This is a genomic window from Curtobacterium sp. VKM Ac-1393, from assembly GCF_015350995.1.
GTDB lineage: Bacteria > Actinomycetota > Actinomycetes > Actinomycetales > Microbacteriaceae > Curtobacterium.
Genome location: NZ_JADKRW010000002.1, coordinates 646,479 through 665,581, shown reverse-complemented (window position 1 = coordinate 665,581; position 19,103 = coordinate 646,479). Strand labels below are relative to the sequence as shown.

General features: G+C 72.0%; 18 protein-coding genes. 2 read left to right on the top strand and 16 right to left on the bottom strand.

Features of this window, described 5'->3' with window-relative positions; all coding sequences use genetic code 11:
* Positions 1-10: 10 nt before the first annotated feature.
* Both ITJ59_RS06975 and ITJ59_RS06970 read right to left on the bottom strand, forming a co-directional pair.
* A complete protein-coding gene (locus tag ITJ59_RS06975) occupies positions 11-592 on the bottom strand; it encodes a hypothetical protein (RefSeq protein WP_194650351.1) in 582 nt (193 codons plus the stop codon).
* Positions 589-1,419, bottom strand: coding sequence for an endonuclease/exonuclease/phosphatase family protein (locus ITJ59_RS06970; protein ID WP_194650350.1), 831 nt, complete (start codon positions 1,417-1,419; stop codon positions 589-591). The genes ITJ59_RS06975 and ITJ59_RS06970 overlap by 4 nt, the downstream gene beginning before the upstream one ends.
* Before the next feature lie 70 nt (positions 1,420-1,489).
* Between ITJ59_RS06970 and ITJ59_RS06965 the strand changes: the two genes are divergently transcribed.
* Together ITJ59_RS06965 and ITJ59_RS06960 are read left to right on the top strand one after the other, a co-directional pair.
* Complete coding sequence (locus tag ITJ59_RS06965; RefSeq protein WP_194650349.1) at positions 1,490-2,971, top strand: hypothetical protein; 1,482 nt, start codon at positions 1,490-1,492, stop codon at positions 2,969-2,971.
* Between the two features lie 57 nt (positions 2,972-3,028).
* The gene (locus tag ITJ59_RS06960; protein ID WP_194650348.1) at positions 3,029-5,158 is read left to right on the top strand and encodes a RecQ family ATP-dependent DNA helicase; all 2,130 of its coding nucleotides are present in this window, start codon (positions 3,029-3,031) and stop codon (positions 5,156-5,158) included.
* A gap of 101 nt (positions 5,159-5,259) precedes the next feature.
* Here ITJ59_RS06960 and ITJ59_RS06955 read toward each other — a convergent pair whose 3' ends face one another.
* The 14 genes from ITJ59_RS06955 to ITJ59_RS06890 form a co-directional block, all read right to left on the bottom strand.
* Positions 5,260-5,781 carry a hypothetical protein gene (locus ITJ59_RS06955; RefSeq protein ID WP_194650347.1) on the bottom strand — a complete coding sequence of 174 codons (522 nt, stop codon included), beginning with the start codon at positions 5,779-5,781 and terminating at the stop codon, positions 5,260-5,262.
* A gap of 129 nt (positions 5,782-5,910) precedes the next feature.
* A complete protein-coding gene (locus ITJ59_RS06950; RefSeq protein ID WP_194650346.1) occupies positions 5,911-6,546 on the bottom strand; it encodes a hypothetical protein in 636 nt (211 codons plus the stop codon).
* A 113-nt stretch (positions 6,547-6,659) separates the two neighbouring features.
* Positions 6,660-8,180 carry a ribosome biogenesis GTPase Der gene (gene der / locus ITJ59_RS06945; protein WP_111084613.1) on the bottom strand — a complete coding sequence of 507 codons (1,521 nt, stop codon included), beginning with the start codon at positions 8,178-8,180 and terminating at the stop codon, positions 6,660-6,662.
* 106 nt (positions 8,181-8,286) lie between these two features.
* The gene (gene cmk, locus ITJ59_RS06940) at positions 8,287-8,970 is read right to left on the bottom strand and encodes a (d)CMP kinase (protein WP_228511235.1); all 684 of its coding nucleotides are present in this window, start codon (positions 8,968-8,970) and stop codon (positions 8,287-8,289) included.
* Positions 8,971-9,191: 221 nt separating this feature from the next.
* The gene (locus tag ITJ59_RS06935; protein WP_194650345.1) at positions 9,192-10,304 is read right to left on the bottom strand and encodes a prephenate dehydrogenase; all 1,113 of its coding nucleotides are present in this window, start codon (positions 10,302-10,304) and stop codon (positions 9,192-9,194) included.
* Between the two features lie 88 nt (positions 10,305-10,392).
* Complete coding sequence (locus tag ITJ59_RS19060; RefSeq protein ID WP_228511233.1) at positions 10,393-11,178, bottom strand: pseudouridine synthase; 786 nt, start codon at positions 11,176-11,178, stop codon at positions 10,393-10,395.
* A gap of 1,324 nt (positions 11,179-12,502) precedes the next feature.
* The gene (gene scpB / locus ITJ59_RS06925) at positions 12,503-13,213 is read right to left on the bottom strand and encodes an SMC-Scp complex subunit ScpB (protein ID WP_228511123.1); all 711 of its coding nucleotides are present in this window, start codon (positions 13,211-13,213) and stop codon (positions 12,503-12,505) included.
* Entirely contained in the window at positions 13,203-14,006 is an 804-nt protein-coding gene (locus tag ITJ59_RS06920; RefSeq protein ID WP_194650343.1) for a segregation and condensation protein A, read from the bottom strand. The genes scpB and ITJ59_RS06920 overlap by 11 nt, the downstream gene beginning before the upstream one ends.
* The gene (locus ITJ59_RS06915) at positions 13,990-14,865 is read right to left on the bottom strand and encodes a ParA family protein (RefSeq protein WP_111084609.1); all 876 of its coding nucleotides are present in this window, start codon (positions 14,863-14,865) and stop codon (positions 13,990-13,992) included. Before ITJ59_RS06915 ends, ITJ59_RS06920 begins: the two co-directional genes overlap by 17 nt.
* 128 nt (positions 14,866-14,993) lie before the next feature.
* Positions 14,994-15,761, bottom strand: coding sequence for an SseB family protein (locus tag ITJ59_RS06910; RefSeq protein ID WP_228511121.1), 768 nt, complete (start codon positions 15,759-15,761; stop codon positions 14,994-14,996).
* Positions 15,762-15,843: 82 nt separating this feature from the next.
* The gene (priA, locus tag ITJ59_RS06905; protein ID WP_194650341.1) at positions 15,844-16,590 is read right to left on the bottom strand and encodes a bifunctional 1-(5-phosphoribosyl)-5-((5-phosphoribosylamino)methylideneamino)imidazole-4-carboxamide isomerase/phosphoribosylanthranilate isomerase PriA; all 747 of its coding nucleotides are present in this window, start codon (positions 16,588-16,590) and stop codon (positions 15,844-15,846) included.
* A gap of 112 nt (positions 16,591-16,702) precedes the next feature.
* Positions 16,703-17,338 carry an imidazole glycerol phosphate synthase subunit HisH gene (hisH, locus tag ITJ59_RS06900; protein ID WP_194650340.1) on the bottom strand — a complete coding sequence of 212 codons (636 nt, stop codon included), beginning with the start codon at positions 17,336-17,338 and terminating at the stop codon, positions 16,703-16,705.
* Positions 17,335-17,937, bottom strand: a complete 603-nt coding sequence (gene hisB, locus ITJ59_RS06895; protein ID WP_194650339.1) for an imidazoleglycerol-phosphate dehydratase HisB — start codon at positions 17,935-17,937, stop codon at positions 17,335-17,337. Before hisB ends, hisH begins: the two co-directional genes overlap by 4 nt.
* On the bottom strand, positions 17,934-19,040 hold the full coding sequence (locus tag ITJ59_RS06890) for a histidinol-phosphate transaminase (protein ID WP_194650338.1): 1,107 nt from the start codon (positions 19,038-19,040) through the stop codon (positions 17,934-17,936). Before ITJ59_RS06890 ends, hisB begins: the two co-directional genes overlap by 4 nt.
* Positions 19,041-19,103 lie beyond the last annotated feature (63 nt).

Below are 19,103 nucleotides of genomic sequence, written 5' to 3'. Positions count from 1 at the left end.
GCGCGCACGCTCACCCCGCCCGCACCACCTCACGCCGCGCCGCCAACCACGGCAACCCGAGCCCGACGAGCAACCCACCGGCCCCGTCCGCCGCCAGGTCCCCGATCGTGTCGTCGTACCCGACGTAGATCGCCGAGTCGACGAAGTTGTGCCCCAGCCACTCCCCCATCTCCCACGCCGCCCCGATCGCGAGTCCCGCGCACAGCCCGAGGATCGCGACGACGACCCGGCGCTCCCCGTCCGGCGCCGGCACCGCGCGCAGATCGGCGCCGATGACGTAGAGCACGGCGGCCAGCAGCCCGGTCAGCACGACGTGCATGAACTTGTCCCACAGGAAGACCGTCGTGTACCACTCGAGCACGCTCGACCACCCGGCGAGGAGCACGAGCACGCACACCGCCAGGTCGAACGCGGGCCGCAGCCCGAGCATCCGTGGCACCACGACCCCGAGCAGCGACAGCGCCATCACCGGCAGCGCGGTCCCGCCCCACCCGATGCTCGCGACGACCAGGCTCACGAGCGTGAGGGCGCGCACCACGTCGGCCACCAGGAACCTCGGCCGCAGGAACGTCGGCCCGAGCGTCCGGATCACGACGCCCACCGCACGACTGCGTGGACGGCCGCGTGGTCGGAGGGCCACACCCCGCCCGGCCGCCGGTTCGAGACGGCGACTCGCTCGACGGTCGCGTCGGGCGTCACGAGGACGCCGTCGATGCGCCGGCCACCGACACGCGGGCTCCGGTAGTGCGGGTACGTCCCGTACGGCTCCCCTGTCTGCCGGGAGGCCCGCCCCCAGCTGTCGACGACACCAGCGTCCGCCAGTGCTCGCCATGGTGCGGATCCTGCCGGGCTGTTCCAGTCGGCCATCACGACGGCGGGCAGGCCGCGCTGGCGCACGATCCGGCCGAGGAGTTCGGCGGACCGCAGGCGGGCCCACGGCGAGGCGACGTCGAGGTGCGTCGCGATGGCCACGAACCGGACGCCGGTCGCGCGGTCGTCGACGACGGCGCCGACGGCGTGCCGCGGGAAGGACGTGGCCCACGAGCGGGATCCCGGACGGTTCGGCGTGCGGGACAGCGCCCAGGTGCGCTGCTCGACGACGTCGAGGCGGGAGCGGTCCAGGAAGAGCCCGACCTGTTCCCCACCGCCGCGCGCGCCGCGCCCGACCAGGACGGGCTCCCAACCCGACCCGAGACCGGCGGTGAGGTCCGCGGCCTGCGCGGGGAGGGCCTCCTGGACGGCGAGGACGGTGGGCGCTTCGGACGTGACGAGCGCGGTGATGGCATCACGGCGACGCTCCCAGGCGTCCGGGTGTGCGGGCGGTCGCGGCACGCGCCGCCGCACGTTGAGGGTCATGCAGTGGACCTCGGGCGACCGGACGGCTCCGATGAGCGGGTGGTCGTCGGGGTGGTGGGGCATGCCTCCCTTCTACGAGACGACACCCGTCGGATTCCCAGGGACCTCTCCGCGTGGCTCGTAGGGTGGCCCGATGCGTTCTCGTTCCACCCCTCGTGTCCTCGTCGCGATCGCCGTCTCCGGACTGCTGCTCGGAGCCGCCGGGTGCACGTCGAGCGGGCCGGACACGAGCCGTCCGACCCTCGCGAAGGCCTCGGCGACGACGGTGACGGTCGCCGATGCGTCCGACGCCGCAGCCCGGTCGGTGCGCGTGAGCAAGGCCCTGTTCGCCAGTGCTCCCGGCGCGATCGTGGCGACGGCCGGCGATGCCGATGCGATCAGCGATGCCGCGAAGGCTGCGGCGAGCGCCCACGTCCCGGTGCTGTTGACCGCGAAGGGCGCGAAGGCCAGCGCGGCCGTCACCGGCGAGCTCGATCGGCTCGGGGCCGACTGGTACCAGGCCGAGGGTGACGTGTCGGTCGACACGGACGTCGAACAGCGGAAGGCGCCCGAGGGTGGCGACGCTCCGGAGTCGAGCCGGGCCTCCCGGCAGGCGACCGTGGTGGTGGCGGACGCGAGCGCAGACGCTGCGGCCGTGGCGACCGCGAAGGCCGCAGGGGCGAAGGTCGTGACCATGCCGGAGGGCGTGAGCGACCCGGCTGCCGCACCCGACGTGGTGACGGCGCTGCACGAGCGGAAGCAGCACCAGACCGTCCTGGTCGGTGCGGCGTTCGATGCGCTGCAGGACCCGGAGTGGACGGTGCGGGCGGCCGAGGGCGGCTTCCAGCTGCGGAACGGCGGCCAGCGACCGTTCGACGGGCACCGCTACGTGGCGCTGTACGGGGCTCCGGGCGCGCCGGCGCTCGGTGTGCTCGGGGAGCAGGGGCCGGAGGCCACGGTCAAGCGCGCCGAGCAGGTCGCGAAGCCGTACCGGGCCGAGTCCGACGAGCTCGTGACGCCCGCGATGGAGGTCATCGCGACCGTCGCCGCGGGTGATGCCGGCGCGGACGGCGACTACTCGACCGAGCTGCCGGTGTCGGCACTCGAGCCCTACGTCGACGCGGCACACGACGCCGACATGCCCGTCATCATCGACCTGCAGCCGGGCCGCTCGGACTTCCTGTCGCAGGCCAAGCAGTACGAGTCGCTGCTGAAGAAGCCCGGGGTGTGGCTCGCGCTCGACCCGGAGTGGCGGCTGACGAAGGACCAGGTGCCGCTCGAGCAGATCGGCAGCGTGTCGGCGTCCGAGGTGAACGAGGTGTCCTCGTGGCTGGCTGCGCTCGTGAAGGACGAAGGGCTGCCGCCGAAGGCGCTCGTGCTGCACCAGTTCCGGCTCTCGATGATCCAGGACCGGTCCGAGCTGAAGACCCACCCGGAGCTCGACATGCTCGTGCACGTCGACGGGCAGGGGTCGCAGCCGGACAAGCAGGCGACGTGGAAGGCGCTGCACCAGGGCGCTCCCGAGGGCCTGCACTGGGGGTGGAAGAACTTCTACGACGAGGACACGCCCATGCTGACGCCGGCGCAGACCATGTCCGAAGTGACGCCGACGCCTTCCCTGGTCACGTACCAGTAGTCCACAGACTGGAGGCGCGACCTGCGTTTCGTCGGTTGCTCCTGACAGCATGGGGGCATGGAAACCACCGCCCCGCCTTCTGCAGACATCGCCGCCGAGGCACAGCAGGCGCTCGCTGCGCTCACCGGGCGCCCCGACGCGGTGTTCCACCCCGGCCAGCTCGAGGCGATCTCCGCGCTGGTCGAGCACCGGCAGCGCGCGCTGGTCGTGCAGCGCACCGGGTGGGGCAAGTCCGCCGTGTACTTCCTCGCGACGCTGCTGCTCCGTCGCCGTGGGGGTGGCCCGACCGTCCTGGTGTCGCCGCTGCTGGCACTGATGCGTGACCAGGTGGCGGCCGCTGCCCGGGCCGGGGTCCGTGCGGTGTCGATCAACTCGGCGAACGCGCACGAGTGGGGCGAGACCCAGGCGGCGCTGGCCCGTGACGAGGTCGACGTGCTCCTCGTCTCCCCCGAGCGCCTGAACAACCCGAAGTTCCGCGACGAGCAGATGCCGACCCTCATCGCCCGGATGGGCATGCTCGTGGTCGACGAGGCGCACTGCATCTCGGACTGGGGCCACGACTTCCGGCCGGACTACCGCCGGTTGGCCGAGCTCATCCGCTCGCTCCCCCACGGCGTCCCCGTCCTGGCGACCACCGCGACGGCGAACGAGCGCGTGGTCGAGGACGTCGCCGAGCAGCTGACCGCGGGCCCGGCCGACCCGGTGTTCACGATCCGCGGGTCGCTCGCCCGCAAGTCCCTGCGCCTCGGCGTGCTGACCCTGCCCGACGCGCGGCAGCGACTCGGCTGGCTGCTCGCGCACCTCGGCGACCTGCCCGGCAGCGGCATCATCTACACGCTCACCGTCTCGGCGGCCGAGGACATCGCCCGGCTGCTGCGCGACAACGGGTACGCCGTCCGGGCCTACACGGGGCGCACCGACACCGATGAGCGCGAACAGCTCGAGCAGCAGCTCAAGGGCAACGAGCTGAAGGCCCTCGTCGCGACGAGTGCGCTCGGCATGGGGTTCGACAAGCCGGACCTCGGGTTCGTCGTGCACGTCGGCGCCCCGTCGTCGCCCGTGGCCTACTACCAACAGATCGGTCGTGCGGGTCGTGCCACCGACAACGCCGACGTGCTGCTGCTGCCCGGGCGTGAGGACCGCGAGATCTGGCAGTACTTCGCCAGCGCCTCGATGCCGACCGAGGCCCGGGCGTCCGCTGTGCTCGGAGCCCTGTCCACCGACACCGCGATGTCGACCGTCGCGCTCGAGGGCCTGGTCGACATCAAGCGCTCCACCCTCGAACTCCTACTCAAGGTGCTCGACGTCGACGGGGCGGTCCGACGCGTCACCGGCGGCTGGGTCTCGACCGGGCAGCCGTGGGTGTACGACGCACCGCGGTACGAGCGGGTCGCCGCTGCCCGTTCCGCCGAGGCCGCGTCGATGCTCGACTACGAGTCCACCTCGGCCTGCCGCATGCAGCTGTTGCAGCAGGACCTCGACGACCCGTCCGCGGAGCCTTGCGGCCGGTGCGACAACTGCGCCGGGGCGTGGTTCCCGACCGCGGTCTCCGACTCCGACTCGTCCGGTGCGGCCGCCGCGCTCGACAAGGTCGGCGTCGAGATCGCGCCGCGTGCCCAGTGGCCGTCGGGCATGTCGTCGCTCGGCGTCTCGGTGCGGGGCAAGATCGGCGCCGACGAGCTCGTGCGGCCCGGCCGTGCGGTGGCGCGTCTGACCGACCTCGGCTGGGGCGGGCCGCTCCGTGCGCTGTTCTCGCCGTCGACCCCCGATGCCCCGATCTCCCGCGAGCTCGTCGACGGCTGCGTCCGGGCGCTCAAGGACTGGCCGTGGGAGACCCGGCCGACCGGGGTCGTGGCGATGTCCTCGCGGTCGCGGCCGCAGCTCGTGGGGTCGCTGGCGCAGGCCCTGTCGACGATCGGACGGCTGCAGTTCCTCGGCACGCTCGACCGGAACGGCGGCACACCCCGCGGCGACGGTGCGACGAACAGCGCGTACCGGTTGTCCGGCGTGTGGGACAGCTTCGTGGTCGATCCGTCGCTCGCCGCGGCGCTGCAGTCCCACGAGGGCCCGGTGCTGCTCGTCGACGACCTGGTCGACAGCCGCTGGACGATGACCGTCGCGGGCCGCGAGCTCCGACGGGCCGGGGCCTCCGCCGTGCTGCCGTTCGCGCTGGCCACGGTCGCGTAGCGCTGCGCGCGCGTCCTGACTCGGAACGACTTCCTCGACGTCGTACGACATCGACAGTGTCGTTCGGCGTCGGCGTCGGCGTCCGGCGCGGGCGGGCGGGGCTAGCGGCGGGCGGGCTTCGGGAACGTGGCGCGCATGTGGTCGGTGGTGAGCACGTCGCCGATGCCGATCATGAGCAGCGAGAACAGGATCTGCTCGATCACCATCCAGAACGGGTACAGCCCGGGGATCGCCGCCACGATGAGCGTCACGATCGGGAAGATCCGGCTGAACAACCGCACGCGCTGGTACGCCCAGTAGTACCCGAGCTGCGCCCGCCACGCGAAGACGTAGAGCGTCAGGGTGATGAGCAGCACCACCGTCGCCCGGAACCACACCGCCCACGGCACGGTCTCCCCCGCGCGCGTCAGCAGCACGGCGACGACGATGGCAGCGAGTCCGACGATCGTCTCGGCGACGAGCAGCCACCGGATCCACCGGAACGACCGAACCGTGTCGGGGTGCTCGAGCATGTCCTGACGGATGACGTAGCCGCCCTGTCGACCTCCGGCCAACCGGTCGAGCCGCAGCCGGCACCACGCACGGTCGGCGAGGCCACCGAGTCCGTCGTTGCGCTGCGTCACCAGTACATCGTGCCGCATCGAACTCCCCCAGACGTACCGCGCGCGCCGTCGCCGACCCCGAACGACGTCATCGAGGTCGCACGACGTCGACGATGTCGTTCCGGGTCGGCGCGGGACTGCCCAGCCGGCTCAGTCGCTCGGCACGAGCGCCGCGCCACCGAGCACCGTGCCGGTCGCGGCGTCGAGCAGGACGAGGGAGCGGACCTCGTCGGGCAGCGTCCACGGGTCGCTCAGCACGACGGTCAGCCCTTCCTCGACGCCGGCGGCCTGGAACACGTCGAAGGACTCACCCGCCGGCGTCCACCTCGGGTCCTTCCCTCCCGTGACGGTCCCGGCGGACAACACGACGTCGACCGGCCCCGTCGTCCCCGTCTGCAGGTGCGAGATGTCGACCGCGAGTGTGGCGTCACTCGTGTTCCCCGCGATGTGGACGTGTCCAGAGGCAGCGGCGCCGTCGATGCCGACGATGTCCCCGGAGACCGGCGGGACGCGGCGCCACCAGGGTTCGATCGGTGACGAGTCGATCGGTTGCACGGCCGGGGATTCCTCGGGCAAGGGGACTTCGAGGCCGTTCGAGGGTCGCAGCCCCTCCGTGGGCGACTGCGCGGGTTCGGGCTCGGCTCGTTCGGAGCGAGTGACTGTCTCGTCGTCGGCCGGGGCGTGCGAGACCGTCCAGAGCGACACCGACCCGACGACGACCACGGCGACGAGGGCACCCACCAGGGCGAGCCGACGTCGATCCGTCTCCCACCGCCCGATACGCACCATCCCATGGTGCCGCACCGACGCTGCGGACGTGATCCGGGCCTCCCGGCCGAACGCGAACGCACAACGCGCCCCGTGCGGACGGGACGCGTTGTGTGTGACGGAGCTGCGGGTCAGCGCTTCCGGCGCTCGCGCACCCGCATGTTGACGTTGATCGGGGTGCCGGAGAAGCCCCAGACCTCGCGGAGTCGACGCGTGATGAACCGTCGGTACTGCGGGTCGAGGAACGCCGACGTGAAGAGCACGAACGTCGGCGGCTGGCTCGACGCCTGGGTCCCGAACAGGATGCGGGGCTGCTTGCCGCCGCGCACGGGGTGGGGGTGCTCCTGGACGAGCTCGGCGATGAAGGCGTTGACCTTGCCGGTCGGGATGCGGGTGTCCCACGACGCGAGCGCGGTTTCGAGCGCCGGCACGAGCTTCTCGAGGTGGCGGCCGGTGCGGGCCGAGATGTTCACGCGCGGGGCCCAGGCGACGTGCGCCAGGTCCTGCTCGATCTCGCGCTCGAGGTAGCGGCGGCGTTCGTCGTCGAGCAGGTCCCACTTGTTGTAGGCCAGCACGAGCGCACGGCCCGACTCGAGCACCAGGTCGATGATGCGCAGGTCCTGCACGGAGACGGGCTCGGTGACGTCGAGGACGACGACGGCGACCTCGGCCTTCTCGAGCGCCGCGGTGGTGCGGAGCGAGGCGTAGAAGTCGGCGCCCTGCTGCATGTGGACGCGCTTCCGGATGCCGGCGGTGTCGACGAAGCGCCACACCTTGCCGCCGAGCTCGATCTGCTCGTCCACCGGGTCGCGGGTGGTGCCGGCGATGTCGTTCACGACGACGCGCTCTTCACCGGCGGCCTTGTTGAGTAGCGAGCTCTTGCCGACGTTCGGGCGGCCGAGGATGGCCACGCGGCGGGGGCCGCCGACCTCCTGCTTGGCGACGGCCGAGGTGTCGGGCAGCGTCTTGATGATCAGGTCGAGCAGGTCCGCGACGCCACGGCCGTGCAGGGCCGACACCGGGTGCGGCTCGCCGAGCCCCAGGTTCCAGAGCTCGTAGGCGTCGAGTTCACGGCGCTCGTCGTCGGCCTTGTTCGCGACGACGATGACGGGGCGGTCGGTGCCGCGGAGCATCTTGACGACGTGCTCGTCGGTGGCGGTGATGCCGACCGTGACGTCGACGACGAACAGCACGGCGTCGGCGAGGTCGATCGCGACCTCGGCCTGCGCGGCGACCGAGGCGTTGATGCCCTCGGCGCCGGGCTCCCAGCCGCCGGTGTCGACGAGCGTGAAACGCTTGTCGTTCCAGTCGGCCTTGTAGCTGACGCGGTCACGCGTGACGCCGGGGACGTCCTGCACGACGGCCTCACGACGACCGAGGATGCGGTTGACGAGCGCGGACTTGCCGACGTTCGGGCGGCCGACGATCGCGAGCACAGGGTAGGCGGGCAGGTAGTGGACGCCGTCCTCGCCGACCTGGCCGGCCTCGAGCAGGGCGAGGTCCTCGTCCTCGAGGTCGTACTCCTCGAGTCCGGCGCGGAGCGCGGTGGCGCGCTGCTCGGCCTCGGCCTCGTCGAGTCCGGCGAGCCGCTCGCCGAGGGCGTCGTCGTACTGGGGGAAGTCGTCGTTGTCCGGGTTGTCCAGCTGAGCCATGGTGGGTTCCTCGCGAGCGGCCGGAGCCGCGGTGTCGGTGGCCGTTCCCGGCCGGGCCGGAGTTCCGGCAGTGGTGACCGGGCGGCCGAGGCCGTCCGGTCGTGCGTCAGTGCGTGGCCGCGCGGGCCAGGTCGACGACCGCCTGCACGGTCTGGTCGAAGTCGAGGTCGGTGGAGTCGAGCGTCGTGACGCCGTCTGCGGCGTTCATGAAGTCGACGACCTTCGCGTCCGCCGCGTCTCGACGGGCGAGGGCGGCAGAGGTCTGTGCGGCCGACTGGGTCGTGACCTCTGCCGAGCGCCGGGCCATTCTAACGGACTCGTCGGCCGTCAGCAGGATCCGGACCTCGGCGTCGGGTGCGACCACCGTGGTGATGTCCCGACCCTCGGTGATGATGCCCGGTGCGTCGGTCTTCCGCATGACGTTCCGGAACAGCTGCACGAGGCGGTGGCGGACGTCGGGGAGCTTCGCGATGTGGGCCACGGCACCCGTCACGTCGGGGGTGCGGATCGCGTCGGTGACGTCGGTCTCCCCCACGCGCACGTAGTAGTCGTCGGGGTCGGTGCCGATGGCGTAGTCGAACGTCTCCCAGCTCGCCAGGATCGCCGCGCCGTCGTCGAGGTCGACCTGCTGCTGCAGCGCGTGCCAGGCGAGGGCGCGGTAAGCGGCGCCGGTGTCCTGGTAGCCGTAGCCAAGGGCACGGGCGGCCGCGCGGGAGACGCTCGACTTGCCGCTGCCTGCGGGGCCGTCGACCGCGATGACGAACTTCGCGACGTACGCGCCGTCCGCCAGGCCGGCGGGGACCGGGGCGCTGGTCGAACCGGGCTCGCCGCCGGGCTCGCCGAGGCCGGCGGCCGGGCCACCGAGCGCGCCGCCGTCGCCGCTGCCGCTCAGCGGACCGCCGGCACCGCCGTCGCCGGGCGTCGGCAGGCCGGAGCCGGGCCCGTCGGGCCCACCAGACCCGCCGAGCCCGCCGGTCACACCGGAGTCGTTCGTCGCTGCGTTCGTGTCGTTCAGGCCCATGCTGCTGCGATCCTCCATCCGCGACCCTCGAGTTCCTCGACGAGTCGCTGTTCCTGCTCGGGCAGCACCGACACCTCGACGATGCCGATCTGCGCGCCCGGTGAGTGCTCGAGGCGCATGTCCTCGAGGTTGATGCCGATCTCCCCGATGAACGTCAGGAGCGCGGCGATCTGCCCGGGGGTGTCGTCGACGAGGACGACCACCTGGGCGAAGCGCTTGGTGGTGCCGTGCTTGCCCGGCAGCCGTTCGACGCCGCGGTTGCCGGCGGCGATCGTCTCGGCGAGGGTCCGCGGTGCTCCGGCGGCGGCGGGGTCGTCGAGCGCCCCGATCACGCCGCTCAGCTCGTCGCGCAGGTCGGACAGCACCCGCCGGACGTTGGCCGCGTTCGCACCGATGATCTGCACCCACAGGCCGGGGTCGCTCGCGGCGACCCGGGTGACGTCACGGACCCCACCACCGGCCAGGCCGAGGGAGCCGTCCGGGGCGTCGCGCAGCCGCGAGGCCATCAGCGTCGACACCAGCTGCGGCACGTGCGAGACGTAGGCCACGGCCAGGTCGTGCGACGCGGGGTCCATCGGCACGACGGTCGCGCCGACGTCGAGCGCCAGGTCCTCGACCACGGCGGCGCGCTGGTAGCTGATGGCGTCGTGGCCGGCGATCACCCATGGGCTGCCGACGAACAGGTCGGCGCGGGCGGCGCTCGGCCCGCTGCGCTCGCGACCGGCCATCGGGTGCGACCCGATGTAGCGGGTGACGTCGGCGCCGGCTGCCACGAGCTCGGCCAACGGCCCGGCCTTCACGCTCGCGACGTCGGTCACGATGGCGTCCGGGTACGCCGAGAGCTCACGGCCGACGACCGTCGCCACGACGTCCGGCGGGACAGCCACCACGACGAGCTCCGGCTGGTCGCCGGGTTCGGGCCGGCGACCCGCGCCGTAGTCGACGGCGAGCGCCAATGCGCCGGGTGAGACGTCGTCGAGGACGACGTCGACACCCTTCTCACGCAGGGCGAGCCCGATCGAGGTGCCGAGGAGCCCGGTGCCGACGACCCGCACCGGCCCGCGCACACGGCGGTCGATGTCAGAGTTCGTCAGGTCGGTCACCGGGCAAGCCTACCGACCGACACCCGGGCGTCGGTCGACGCCCGGGTGTCGGTGACGGCCGGACGGCCGGTCGCGGGTCAGTCCGCGGTCAGTCCGCGGTCTCGTCCTCCCACTCGTCGTCCTCGTCGAGCGCGATGTCGCGGTCGTCCCGCCCGGAGGGCTTCGCGTCACGGACGGTGCTGAGCAGCTTGCCGACCTCGACCGTGCCGAGCTCGCGCATCTTGCCCGGCGGCAGGCTGCCCAGGTGCAGCGGCCCGAACGACCGGCGGACGAGTTCGAGGACCGGGTGGTCGACGGCCTCGAGCATGCGGCGGACGATGCGGTTGCGGCCGGAGTGCAGCGTGATCTCGACGAGCGACTCACCCCGCGAGGACTCGAGCAACCGCACCTTGTCCGCCTTGATCGGGCCGTCCTCGAGCTCGACGCCCTCGGTCAGACGCTGCACCACGGCGGGGTTCACGTTGCCGTGCACCTTCGCGATGTAGGTCTTCTGCACCCCGAACGACGGGTGCGCGAGCACGTGGGCCAGGTCGCCGTCGTTCGTCAGGACCAGCAGGCCGGAGGTCTCCGTGTCGAGACGGCCGACGTTGAACAGGCGTTCCTCGTAGCGGTCCACGAACTCGGTCAGGTCGCGGCGACCGCGCTCGTCCTGCAGGCTCGAGACGACACCGGTCGGCTTGTTCAGCACGATGTAGCGCCGCGAGGAGTCGATCTGCACCGGCACACCGTCGACCGAGATCGCGTCCGTCGCGGGGTCGACACGACGCCCGAGGGCGTCCACCACCTGGCCGTTGACCGTCACGCGGCCCTCGACGATCAGGTTCTCCGCGACACGGCGAGATGCCACGCCAGCAGCGGCGATCACCTTCTGCAGGCGCTCCCCCTCTGCCTGGAGGCCCGGCTCGGCCCCGGCAGGCGCCGTCCCGTCCGCCGCGTCCCACTCTTCGATGATCGGGCGTTCGGGCGTGCCCTCGACCGGGTTGCCGTGGCTGTCACGCTCGCCGCTCGGCTTCGGCGTGGTGCGGCCGTTGCCGTTGGCAGCGCTGCTGCCCTTGCCGTTGCGGTCGCTGTTGCGGACGCTCGTGGTGCCGCCGACGTACCGGCGGCCGTTGTGCCAGACGCGGCTCTGCTGGCCGTCGGGGCCGCGGCGGTCCTCGCGGTTGTCGCGGTTGTCGCGGGGAGCCGAGCTGCGGTCGTCGCGAGGGGCCGAGCTGCGGTCATCGCGACCCCGGTAGCCACCACGGTCATCGCGCGGCGCCGAGCTGCGGTCATCGCGGCCCCGGTAGCCACCACGGTCATCGCGCGGCGCCGAACTGCGGTCATCGCGACCGCGGTAGCCACCGCGGTCGTCACGCGGCGCCGAGCTGCGGTCGTCACGGCCGCGGTAGCCGCCACGGTCCTCACGCGGAGCTGCGCTGCGGTCGTCGCGGCCTCGATAGCCGCCGCGGTCGTCGCGCGGCGCCGAGTTGCCCCGGTAGCCACCACGGTCGTCACGCGGAGCGGAGCTGCGGTCATCGCGACCTCGGTAGCCGCCACGGTCATCGCGCGGCGCCGAGTTGCCCCGGTAGCCACCACGGTCCTCACGCGGAGCGGAGCTGCGGTCATCACGGCCGCGGTAGCCGCCGCGGTCGTCACGCGGCGCCGAGTTGCCCCGGTACCCACCACGGTCATCGCGCGGCGCAGAGTTGCCTCGGTAGCCGCCACGGTCGTCACGCGGAGCCGAAGCACCACGGTCGTCACGGCCCCGGTAGCCGCCACGGTCGTCGCGCGGCGCAGCACTGCGGTCATCGCGCCCGCGGTAGCCGCCACGGTCATCACGCGGAGCCGAGTTACCGCGGTACCCACCACGGTCGTCACGCGGCGCCGAGCTGCGGTCATCGCGACCCCGGTAGCCACCACGGTCATCACGCGGAGCCGAGCTGCGGTCATCACGGCCGCGGTAGCCGCCGCGGTCGTCACGCGGCGCCGAGTTGCCCCGGTACCCACCACGGTCGTCGCGCGACGGGTACCCGCCACGACGGTCGTCGTCACGCGGCGGGCGAGCGCCCCCGCGGTCGTCGCGACCGTACCCGCCGGAGCGGCCACCGGCACTGGAGCCGGTCCCGCCACGGCCGGGAGCCGAACGCCCGGGGCGATCCGGGCCTCCTGAGCGTCCGTTGCGGTCGTCTCGGTCTCGGGGCGCGCCGCGCCCCCGGTCGTCAAACCCGGCCATCGGGGATCCCTTCGTTCTGCTCGAAGCCGTCCGCACCGTCGTCCAGGAGGGGCGAGATGAGCGGCAGCTCGTCGAGCGAGTTGATGCCGAGCTGCTGCAGGAGCAGGCCGGACGTGACGTAGTTGATGGCGCCGGTCTCGGAGTCGGTGAACGACTCCTCGATGAGACCGCGCGCGACCAGCGTTCGGACGACGCCGTCGACGTTGACGGCACGGATCGCCGCGATCTGGGATCGCGTGATCGGTTGCTTGTAGGCGACGACCGCCAGGGTCTCGAGCGCGGCCTGCGACAGGCGCGAGGGGCGCTCGGCCTCCACGAACTGCTCGACCACGGTGTCGAGGTCGGCGCGGACGTAGAAGCGCCAGCCGCCGCCGACCTCGCGGAGTTCGAACCCGCGGCGGATCGTGCCGTCGACGCCGTCGAAGTCCGCGACGAGGCGTTCGATCGCCTGGCGGACGGCGGGGACGGGGGCGTTCACGGCGGCGCCGAGCGCGACGAGGGACTGTGGCTCGTCCGCGATCATGAGGATCGCCTCGAGCTGGCGGTCGATCGGGATCGCCGGGTGCGCCTGCGGGGCCAGGCCGTACTCGGAGCGCTCGGTGTGCTCGTGGATCTCGTGCTCGATCGCGCGGGCGTCGGCCATCTCGTCAGCGCCGCCGGGCTCGGCGCTGGACGTGTCGTGCACGTCATCCGTCATAGTCGGCTCCCAGGTTGGCGAGGCTCTCGTCGGACCAGTCCTCGGCGGTCCATCGGAGCGTGAGTTCCCCGAGCGGCTCGAGCTGTTCGAACGAGATCGATGCGTTCCGGTACAGCTCCAGGATCGCGAGGAAGCGAGCCACCACGATACCCGTCTGGTCGACGCCCGCGACCAGTTCACGGAACGAGACCCCCTCACCATCACGGGTGCGGAGGATCGAGACGACGATCGCGGCCTGTTCGCGGATGCTGATGAGCGGCGCGTGCAGGTGGTCGAGTCCGACCGTCGGGGTCTCCCGCGGGGCGAACGCCAGCGCTGCCAGGGCAGCGAAGTCCTGCACCGACAGGGTCCACACGAGCTCGGGTGTGCGCGCACGGAACCGTTCCTCGAGCCGGACGCTCCGGACGTGCCGACGCGACTCCACACCCCAGCGTTCGCCGAACCAGTCCGCGGCCTGCTTGAACGCCCGGTACTGCAGCAGCCGCGCGAACAGCAGGTCGCGCGCCTCGAGCAGGGCGACGTCCTCGGCGTCGACGAGCTCGCCCTGCGGGAGCAGCCCGACGATCTTCAGGTCGAGCAGGGTCGCGGCGACGACGAGGAACTCGCTCGCCTCGTCGAGTTCGTCCGCCGACTCGGCCTGACGCACGTACTGGATGAACTCCCCCGTGACCGCGCCGAGCGACACCTCGGTGATGTCGAGCTCGTGCTTCGTGATGAGCGACAGCAGGAGGTCGAACGGGCCGTCGAAGTTGGTGAGCCGGACCCGGAACCCCGACTCAGGCGACGGCGCCACGCTGGACGAGCTCTCGTGCGAGCTGCCGGTAGGCGTGGGCGGCGGCGTGGTCGGGCGCCGTCTGGGTGATCGGACGAGCGGAGACCGTGGCGTCCGGGAACTTCACGGTGCGGCCGATGACGGTGTCGAGGACCCGGTCGTCGAAGGTGTCGACGACGCGCTCCATGACCTCGCGCGAGTGCAGGGTGCGCGAGTCGTACATGGTCGGCAGGATGCCGTCGAGCGTCAGCGCCGGGTTCAGGCGGTCACGCACCTTGTCGATCGTCTCGATGAGCAGGGCGACGCCGCGCAGGGCGAAGAACTCGCACTCGAGCGGGATCAGCACGCCGTGCGCCGCGGTCAGGGCGTTCACGGTGAGCAGCCCGAGCGACGGCTGGCAGTCGACCAGGATCACGTCGTAGTCGTTCGCGACCTTGCGCAGCACGCTCGCCAGGATCTGCTCGCGGGCGACCTCGTTGACCAGGTGTACCTCGGCCGCGGACAGGTCGATGTTCGCGGGGATCACGTCGAGCCCCGGGGTGTTCGTCGGCTGGATGACCTGGATCGGGTCCTTCACGGCGCCCATCAGCAGGTCGTAGACGGTGTGGATGTCATGGGTGCGGACACCGAGGCCCGCGGAGAGCGCACCCTGCGGGTCGAAGTCGACGGCCAGCACCTTGCGGCCGTACTCCGCCAGCGCCGCACCGAGGTTGATCGCCGTCGTGGTCTTGCCGACGCCGCCCTTCTGGTTGCAGAGAGCGATGATGCGCGCGGGGCCGGTGCTGTCGAGTTCCTCGGGCACGGGGAACTCCCGGACAGGACGACCCGTCGGACCGATGGAGGTCGCGCCGGTGGGGTTGGTCGTCGGGTTCGTGCTCACCCGGCCATCGTACCGGCGACGTCACCCGGACCGGGGCCGCACCGCCGCGCGCGGACGGGTCGGCGCTGCTCGTGGCCGGGCGCGCGGCTGAGGCGCGGTCGCGCGGTCGTGGCTGACGCGGTCGCGGCTCAGGCCGGGCGCAGGGCCACGCGCATGCTGTCGACGCGTTCGGCGATGACGGCGTCCGTCGACCACCGCTGCTGCAAGCGCCCGACGACCTCGCCGACCTGCTCGCGGTCGAGCCCCGGGTGCAGTGCCAGGCCGACGGTCAGCTCGGGCCCGGCGAAACGGCCGACCGGGTCGCCAGGGGTCAGTTCGACGCGGGCGACACTGGGCTCTCCCACGACCGAGTCCGCGAAGGCCTGGGCGACCTCGGGGTCCTCGAAGCACGGGGTCCACGGCAGGTCCTGGCCGAGCGCCCAGACAGCGGGTCGCCGCAGCACGAACTCGGTCGCCGACTTCGGGTCGAGCACGACGAGCTGGGTGTCCTCGCTCGCCGCGGCCATCGCCACCCGACGCGACTCCACGGGGACGGGTCGGGCGTCGGCGTCCCACGCGTGCATCGCGTCGACCGAGGTGAACGCCGGCATCACGCTCCGCCCGTCAGGACCGGCGACCGTGACGATCGACAGCTCCTGGGTCTTGTCCACCACCTTGCCGGCGTCGGTCTCGCCGAGGTCGCCGGCCTCCGCGACGAGCGGGATGAGCAGACGGGCGGTGCGCAGCGCCTCGACGATCGCGCCCTGCGGACCGCCGGCAGCCAGCGCCGCGATCGCCGCGGTCAGCGCCGGGTCGGCCAGCCCGTCGTCGTCGGCGAAGGCGGTGTCGTGGTGGTCGAACGTGCGGCCCTCCCACGCGAAGCCTGCCGAGTCCGCCGCGCCACCCGGGGTTTGCAAATCGTCGGGACCGGACGCCGCGTCGGGACCGGTTGCCGCTTCCGGACCGGTTCCACGCCCGTTGGAGATGCCCGCCACGCGGCTACTCCGAGGCGATGTCGAGTGCGGCCGGCAGCGTGAACGCTCCGGAGTACAGCGCCTTGCCGATGATCGCGCCCTCGAGGCCGAACGGCACGAGTTCGCGGAGAGCGCGCAGGTCGTCGAGCGTCGAGATCCCACCAGAGGCCACGACGGGCTGGTCGGTCCGGTCGCACACCTTGCGGAGCAGCTCGACGTTGGGGCCCTGCAGCGTGCCGTCCTTCGTGACGTCGGTGACGACGTACCGGGCGCACCCCGCGGCCTCGAGTCGGTCGAGGACCTCCCACAGGTCGCCGGCGTCTTCGGTCCAACCGCGGCTGGCGAGCGTCGTGCCGCGGACGTCGAGTCCGACCGCGATCTGCTCGCCGTACTGGCCGATCACCCGTGCGGCCCAGTCCGGGTTCTCGAGCGCGGCGGTGCCGAGGTTGACGCGCGCCGCACCGGTCGCGAGGGCCGCCTCGAGCGAGGCGTCGTCGCGGATTCCACCGGACAGCTCGACGGACACACCCTCGACCTCGCGGATCGCGTGCGCGATGACCTTGCGGTTGTCGCCGCGGCCGAACGCCGCGTCGAGGTCGACCAGGTGGATCCACTCGGCACCCTGGTCGCGCCAGGTGCTCGCGGCGGCGACGGGGTCGCCGTAGCCCGTCTCGCTCCCCGCCTCGCCCTGGGTCAGCCGGACCGCCTGGCCGTCGACGACGTCGACGGCGGGCAGCAGGACGAGGGGCGCGGTGTCGGTGAGGTCGGTCATGGTCCTGTCGGTTTTCGTCGCGGTGGTGAAGGTGCGGTGGTGAAGGTGCGGTGTTTGGTCTGGAGGCCCGTGGCGCGTCCGGCGTCGCCGTCGCGCCCGTCGCGGGCCGGGTTCAGAGCGAGTTCACCCAGTTGGTCAGCAGGCGGATGCCCGGCTCGCCGGACTTCTCGGGGTGGAACTGGGTCGCGGTCAGCGGGCCGTTCTCGACGGCAGCGATGAACCGCTGCCCGTGTTCGGCCCAGGTCAGACCGGGTGCACGGAACGGCCCGTAGGCGTCGAGCGGGAAGTCGGTCACCCCGTACGAGTGCACGAAGTAGAACCGTTCCTCGTGCAGCCCGTCGAACAACACGGACTTCTCCGGCGCCTGGACGGTGTTCCAGCCCATGTGCGGCAGGACCTCAGCCTCGAGCTGCTCGACGGTGCCGGGCCACTGACCCAGACCCTCGACGTCGGCTCCGCGCTCGATACCGCGGGAGAACAGCACCTGCATGCCGACGCAGATGCCGAGCACCGGACGACCACCGGCCAGACGGCGGTCGACGATCTCGCCGCCCTGGACGCCCTCGAGCTGGTCGATGACCGCCGCGAACGCCCCGACCCCGGGTACGAGCAGGCCGTCGGCACGGAGCGCCGCCTGCTTGTCCGAGGTCAGCGTGACCTCGGCTCCGGCCCGCTCGAGTGCCTTGGCGGCGGAGTGGACGTTGCCCGACCCGTAGTCGAGGACGACGACGTTCGGCTTCGCGGTCACAGCGCGCCCTTGGTGGAGGGGATGCCGTCGACGCGCGGGTCCAACTCGACCGCTGTGCGCATCGCACGCGCGAACGCCTTGAACTCAGCCTCGGCGATGTGGTGCGGGTCGCGGCCCCCGAGCACGCGGACGTGCACGGTGATGCCGGCGTTGAACGTGATCGCCTCGAACACGTGGCGGATCATCGACCCGGTGAAGTGGCCACCGATGCGGTGGAACTCGAACCCGGCGGGCTCACCCGAGTGCACGAGGAACGGCCGACCGGAGACGTCGACGACGGCCTGGGCCAGCGCTTCGTCGAGGGGCACGAGGGCGTCGCCGTACCGGCCGATGCCGGAGCGGTCACCGAGTGCCTGCTTGAGCGCCTGCCCGAGCACGATGCCGGTGTCCTCGACCGTGTGGTGCACGTCGATGTCGGTGTCACCGGTCGAGCGCACGCGCAGGTCGATGAGCGAGTGCTTGCTGAACGCGGTCAGCATGTGGTCGAAGAACGGCACGCTCGTCGAGATGTCGGACTTGCCGGTGCCGTCGAGGTCGAGCTCGAGTTCGACGCTCGATTCGCTCGTGCTGCGGCGGATCGAGGCGGTGCGCGCGGTCATGCCCCAACCCTAACCGGCGGCTGCTCGGCGGCGACCTGCCGCATGGCGTCCAGGAACACGGTCGTCTCCTCTTCCGTGCCCGCGCTCACCCGGAGGTGGTTCGGGATGCCGAGGTCGCGCACGATCACGTCGTGCTCGAGCAGCGCCTCGAACGCGGCGTGCGGGTCGGCCACCCCGCCGAACAGGACGAAGTTCGACCAGGTCTCGTACGTCCGGTAGCCCATGGCCTGCAACTCCGTCACCATGCGGTCGCGCTGCTGCGTGATGTCGTCGACCATCGCGAGCATCTCGGGCGCGTGGCGCAGGGCTGCGACGGCGGCCGCCTGCGTCAGGACGGACAGGTGGTACGGCAGCCGGACGAGCCGCACGGCGTCGATCACGGCGGGGTGCGCCGCCATGTAGCCGACACGAGCGCCCGCGAAGGCGAAGGCCTTGCTCATCGTCCGCGAGACCACGAGTCGCTCGCGCCCGGGCAACAGCGTGAGGGCGCTCGGCACGTGGGCCGGCATGAACTCGGCGTAGGCCTCGTCCACCATCACGATGCCGTCGGTCGCGGCGTAGGCGGCTTCGATCGTCTCGATCGGCAGCGGGGTGCCGGTGGGGTTGTTCGGCCCGCACAGGAACACGATGTCCGGCCGGTGCTGCTCGATCGCTGCCACCACGGTCTCCGGCGAGATGCGGAACTCGTCGTCGCGCTGCGCCGGGATCCAGGTGGTGCCGGTACCGGACGCCAGGATCGAGTGCATCGAGTAGGTGGGCGGGAAACCCAGCACCGAGCGGCCCGGGCCGCCGAAGGCCTGCAGCAACTGCTGGAGCACCTCGTTGGATCCGTTCGCCGCCCACAGCTGTTCGGCCGTCAGGTCGTGCCCGAGGTACCCGGCAAGCGACTGCCGGAGCTCGGTGAACTCGCGATCGGGGTAGCGGTTCACCGACGCGAGCGCCTGGCGGATCGACGCAACGATGTCGTCGGCGACGTCGTCCGGCACGGGATGCGTGTTCTCGTTGACGTTCAGCTGGACGCGGACGTGCTTCTGGGGAGCGCCGTAGGGGATCTGACCGCGGAGGTCGTCTCGGATCGGGAGGTCTTCGAGCGTGAATGCCACCGATCCATCGTAGGCCGCTGTGATCACTCGGTGCCCAGCCGTCTGGACGGGACGGTCTGCGAG